General features: G+C 71.1%; 4 protein-coding genes. 2 read left to right on the forward strand and 2 right to left on the reverse strand.

The window, feature by feature from the left end:
- Positions 1-82: 82 nt before the first annotated feature.
- Together ABZ717_RS28355 and ABZ717_RS28360 are read right to left on the reverse strand one after the other, a co-directional pair.
- A complete protein-coding gene (locus tag ABZ717_RS28355; RefSeq protein ID WP_358516262.1) occupies positions 83-466 on the reverse strand; it encodes a cold-shock protein in 384 nt (127 codons plus the stop codon).
- 510 nt (positions 467-976) lie between these two features.
- Complete coding sequence (locus ABZ717_RS28360) at positions 977-1,735, reverse strand: hypothetical protein (RefSeq protein ID WP_358516265.1); 759 nt, start codon at positions 1,733-1,735, stop codon at positions 977-979.
- Between the two features lie 166 nt (positions 1,736-1,901).
- Between ABZ717_RS28360 and ABZ717_RS28365 the strand changes: the two genes are divergently transcribed.
- Both ABZ717_RS28365 and ABZ717_RS28370 read left to right on the forward strand, forming a co-directional pair.
- Positions 1,902-4,343: a helicase-associated domain-containing protein gene (locus ABZ717_RS28365; RefSeq protein ID WP_358516268.1), complete on the forward strand. Its 2,442-nt coding sequence runs from the start codon at positions 1,902-1,904 to the stop codon at positions 4,341-4,343.
- Positions 4,344-4,426: 83 nt separating this feature from the next.
- Positions 4,427-4,715: hypothetical protein (locus ABZ717_RS28370; RefSeq protein WP_358516271.1), on the forward strand; the 289-nt coding region annotated here is incomplete at its 3' end.

Raw genomic sequence — 4,715 nt, forward strand, 5'->3', positions numbered from 1 at the left:
CCGTGGGTTCCCGACTTCGTCCGCCCGTACCAGGGCGCCACCCAGTTCCCCGGCCTCGACGGCCACCACGACCCCTCACCGGTCAGGCCTCCAGGTCGTCCGCCACCACACGTAGTACCTGGGCGACCCTGCCCGCCTCGCGCTTGTCGGGGTGTCGGCCCCGCCGGTAGTTGTTGGAGACGTTCTCCAGGAGTTTGATGAGGTCCTCGGTGATGACCACCATCTCGTCGGGCTTCTTGCGCCGCGCCTTGGCCACGGAGTGCTGGGTCTCCAGTAGCTGCACCTGCAGCGCCTGCGCGCCCTTACGCCCCTCCGCCACACCGAACTCGACCCGTTGACCGGGGCGCAGTGAGGTGGTGCCGGAGGGCAGGGCTGTGGAATGGACGAAGACCTCACCGCCGTCGTCCCGGGTGAGAAAGCCGAAACCCTTGTCGCCGTCGTACCACTTGACCTTGCCGGTGGGCACGGTAGTGACCTCATGCTTTCACTGGCGGGCGACGCGAGGGCGTGGAAAGCGGTGCCGTCCACCCTTTCCCCACCCCGGCGACCCCTGGTTTCCATAGTTGGGGTCAAGGCTAGTACCCGCGTACTCGCCAAGGCGAGAGGGAATTGTGCGTGGCCGGAGTAGGGGGAGGAAGTGGCGGCCGGACATGAGAACGAGGCCCGGATACGGCTCACCCGGGCCTCGTGGATGTCGACGTCGCCCCCGTCACCGCTGGGTGCGGAGTGTGGGACGGGACTCGGCGGAATCGGGGACTCCGTCGACGGGTCGGTGCCCGAGCTGGCGGCCGGACCACCCGACGTGACCGCCATGTAGCGAAAACGGCGGTATATGGACCTGACTACCCGAGATGTCGACCGTGGATGCTCCGTAACGGGCCGACCGGAAAAGGTATTCCCCAGGATTTGCCAAGCGATGACCGGCGGGGACGGGTCCGGGGCGATGGCTCCCGGCTCGGTCGGTCGCCCGGTTCGGTCAGCCTCCGGCCCGGTCGGCGGCCCGAGCGGAGCGGGCGGCCTTGGGGAAGAGGTAGAGCACGCATACGAGGGAGGCGATGCCCAGGGCCGGAACCCCGGTCGAGGGCAGGGCCTGCTGGATGTAGAGGTCGACGAACTTCGCGTCACCGTCCCACAGGGCCACCCCGACCACACAGGCCAGGAGCGGAAACCCCACCCCGACCCACTTCTCACGGGCCCCCCACACATGGCTGAGCAGCAGGAGCGCGGCTCCGAGCACCCACACGAAGGCCGCGTCCCACCACACGCCGGCGAGCACGAACACGCCGAGCGCGACCGCTTCGGGGGTGTGGTGGCGGACCAGGAGAAGGCCGTTGCGCATCGTCCCGGACCTGCGGCGCCTGGTCCGACCGTCCATCCGCAACTCGGTCTGACCGGGGCCCTCCAGCAGGGACATGAAGCCTTGGCTGGGGCCACCGCGCCAGGGCGGCGGGGGTCGATCCGCGTGCCTGGGTCTGGCCGGGATCATCTCGTCGTCCTCAAGGTCGAAGGCCTCCCCGGTCAACTCCTCCCGAACGAGGTGTTCCGGGGCTCCGAAGCCACGAAGGATCCGCCGCACGGTGTCGACGTCGTCGCCGGCCGCCCCTCTGCGCTCGTCGATACGCGCGCGCAGAGCCGTCAGATAGGCGGTCCGTTCCTTCGCCGAGACACGACCGTACAGCGCGAGTCCGACCTCGGAGAGATAGTCGAGTACCAATTGTTCCGAGCGCTGGGTCATGGCCCCATATTGGCCCACATTGACCTGCCTTTTAACCCCTCCCCACCGATTTTCGGCCGGCGAATTCCCCCTGGAATCGGCCCGAGGCGGTGTGATCACGGTGTCGCGGGGGCCTGTTGGTGAGGCGGTGCGATCCAAGGAGCAAGATCGCTTAGCGTTGAAACCGATGACGCACAACGCACGGCCAGAGTCCTCAAGCGACAGCCCCGACGATTCGACGTCGGGGCGTCCCCCCACGTTCACGTCCTGGCTGCGATCCCGCTCCGACGAGGAACTCACCGCCCTCCTGCGGGGCCGCCCCGACCTGGGTCGCCCGGTCCCGGCGGACATCGGGGCGCTGGCCCACCGTGCGACCTCGCGCAACGCGACGCTGCGCGCCCTGGAACGACTGGACCGGTTCACGCTCCAGGTGTTGGAGTCCGTGGTCGCCCTGGGCGACGACCGCCTGTCGGAACCGGTCGGCGCGCTCCCCTCCGACCTCGCGCACGGACTCGGGTTCACCCCCGCCGACACGCTCGGAACGGAACCTCTCGACACCGCCCTGGACGCCCTACGGTCCCTGGCCCTGATCTGGCCCGACCGGGGCCGACTGCGCCCGGTGCAGGTCCTGCGCGAGCTACTGCCGCACCCCGCACGCTTGGGCCCGCCCGCGCGGGTTCCGCTGGCGGCCCTGCCGCACGGGGCGGTCAAACGTCTGGCCGACGACCTGGTCCCCCACTCCACCGCCGGGTCGCCGGTGGAGTCGGTCGCCACCGCCCTGTCCGACCCCGACCGGGTACGCGCCCTCGTCGAACAGGTCGACGCCTCCGCCCGTCGACTGCTGGACAGTCTCACCTGGGGGCCGCCCAACGGCACCGTCACGGACGCCCGACGAGAGGTCTCCCTCGCCACGGCGTCCTCACCGGTGGATTCCCTCATCGCCCGTGGCCTGCTCCTGCCCACCGGCGACGACACGCTGACGCTGCCGCGCGAGGTCGGGCTGTTCCTTCGTTCGGGGGTGCTGTTCCAGGACGTCGGCACCGCACCGCCCGACTTCGAAGGGCGTTCCGTCGATCCCGACACGGTCTCCCGCGCCGCCGCGGGGCAGGCCTTCGTGGTGCTGCGCGCCATCGAGGAGCTCTTGGAACGCTGGTCCCAGGAACCCGCCGCGGTGCTGCGTAACGGGGGGTTGGGCGTGCGCGACCTGCGCCGCGCCGCCCAGGGCATGGACACCGACGACACGACCGCCGCCCTGTTCCTGGAGACGGCCCACGCCGCCGGGCTGCTCGCCACCGACGACCGACTGTCCGGGGAATGGTTGCCCACCCGCGAGTACGACCTGTGGCGGGAGAGTCCTCCGGAACGTCGCTGGTCGCGTTTGGCGCGGGCCTGGGCGGATTCGGACCGGGTGCCCTCCCTGGCCGGATCGCAGGACTCCGGTGGGCGCTCGCACAACGTGCTCGGCCCGGGACTCGCACGCCCGGCCGCGCCGCAGGTTCGCCGTGACGTGCTGACCGAACTCGCGTCGGCCGCTCCGGGGAGCGTCCCGGAGGCCGACTCCCTGAGGGCCCGTCTGGCCTGGCGGTATCCCCGCCGCCAGTCGCCCCTGTACACCGAACTGGTCGAGGCGACGGTGGCCGAGGCGGCCACTCTGGGCCTGACCGGAATGGGCGCCCTCGCCGCCCACACCCGCCCGTGGCTCTCCGGCGACGAGGACGCCTCCGCGGCACTCCTGGCCACCGAGTTGCCCCAGCCGCTGGACTACGTGCTGGTGCAGGGCGACATGACCGCGGTGGCCCCGGGTCCGTTGGTGACCCAACTGGCGCGCGAACTCGCCTTGACCGCGGACGTGGAGTCCACCGGCGGTGCCACGGTCTACCGCTTCACCGAGTCATCCGTGCGCCGGGCGCTGGACGCCGGACGCGGGGTCGCCGACCTCACCGCGATGCTGGAACGCCACTCGCGTACGCCCTTGCCCCAGGCACTGCGTTACCTGATCTCGGACGTGGGGCGCAGGCACGGCAGACTGCGCGCCGGGTCCGCCACCAGCTATCTGCGTTGCGACGAGCCCGCCCTGCTCACCGAACTGGTCGGCGACCGTCGGGCCACCGATCTGGAACTGGTGCTCCTGGCCCCCACCGTCGTGGTCAGCGGGCTCACCCGCGCCGCCCTGACGGAGCGCTTGGACCGACTCGGTTACCACCCGGTGGCCGAGAGCGGAGACGGGACCATCCGATTGAGTCGGCCCGAGGTACGCCGCGCCGAACCGGACGGGCTCCCCGTCCGCGAGCACGCGGGCGATCCGGAACTCGCCCGCGCCGCCGTCCGCGCGCTGCGCGCCGGGGACGAGGCCACGAACGTCGCACGGATTCCGGTGGAGCTGCCGGAGAACGACGGCCCGGCGGCGCGCGTGAACGCGCTCGTCGAGGTGCTCGAACGGGTCCTGGCCGATGAGCGACGGGTGTGGATCGGCTACACCGACACCGACGGCCGCCAGGTCAGCCGGATCGTCGTGCCCACCCGCGTGGACGGGGGTTTCCTCACCGCCTACGACACCACCCGTGACGCCGTGCACCGGTTCGCGCTCCACCGGGTCACCGGCGTCGCCGAACTCTCCCCCGACCCCTGACCCCTGACCCCCATCCCACTCACGCTCCGAACCACACGGACTAGAGTGGCCCTGTCGACCACCAACGGCGAGAGACACCCCGAATGAGCAACGCTTCGCTGCCCCCCGGAGCCTCTTCCCCCCGTGACCGGGGGCGGGAGGACCGCGAACACGTGGGACGGGACCGGGCGCCCGAAAGGGAACGCGACGAGGACCGCTCCACGTCCTCCTCGCCCGTCGCGGGCGGAGGCGCCAACAGTTCCACCATGGCGCTGATCCTGCACCTGGTGACGGCGTTGTGCTGCGCCAACTGGATCTTCGGCATCGCGGGGATCACCTTCGCGGTCCGAGCGGCGCACGCCCGGGACCGGGGCCGTCCGGACCAGGCCGAGG

The organism is Nocardiopsis sp. NPDC006832, from assembly GCF_040635885.1.
GTDB lineage: Bacteria > Actinomycetota > Actinomycetes > Streptosporangiales > Streptosporangiaceae > Nocardiopsis.

Bases quoted from the DNA above. Each gene is read 5' to 3' on its own strand.
- ABZ717_RS28360 (WP_358516265.1), bottom strand. From the start codon at position 1,735: ATGACCCAGCGCTCGGAACAATTGGTACTCGACTATCTCTCCGAGGTC.
- ABZ717_RS28365 (WP_358516268.1), top strand. From the start codon at position 1,902: ATGACGCACAACGCACGGCCAGAGTCCTCAAGCGACAGCCCCGACGAT.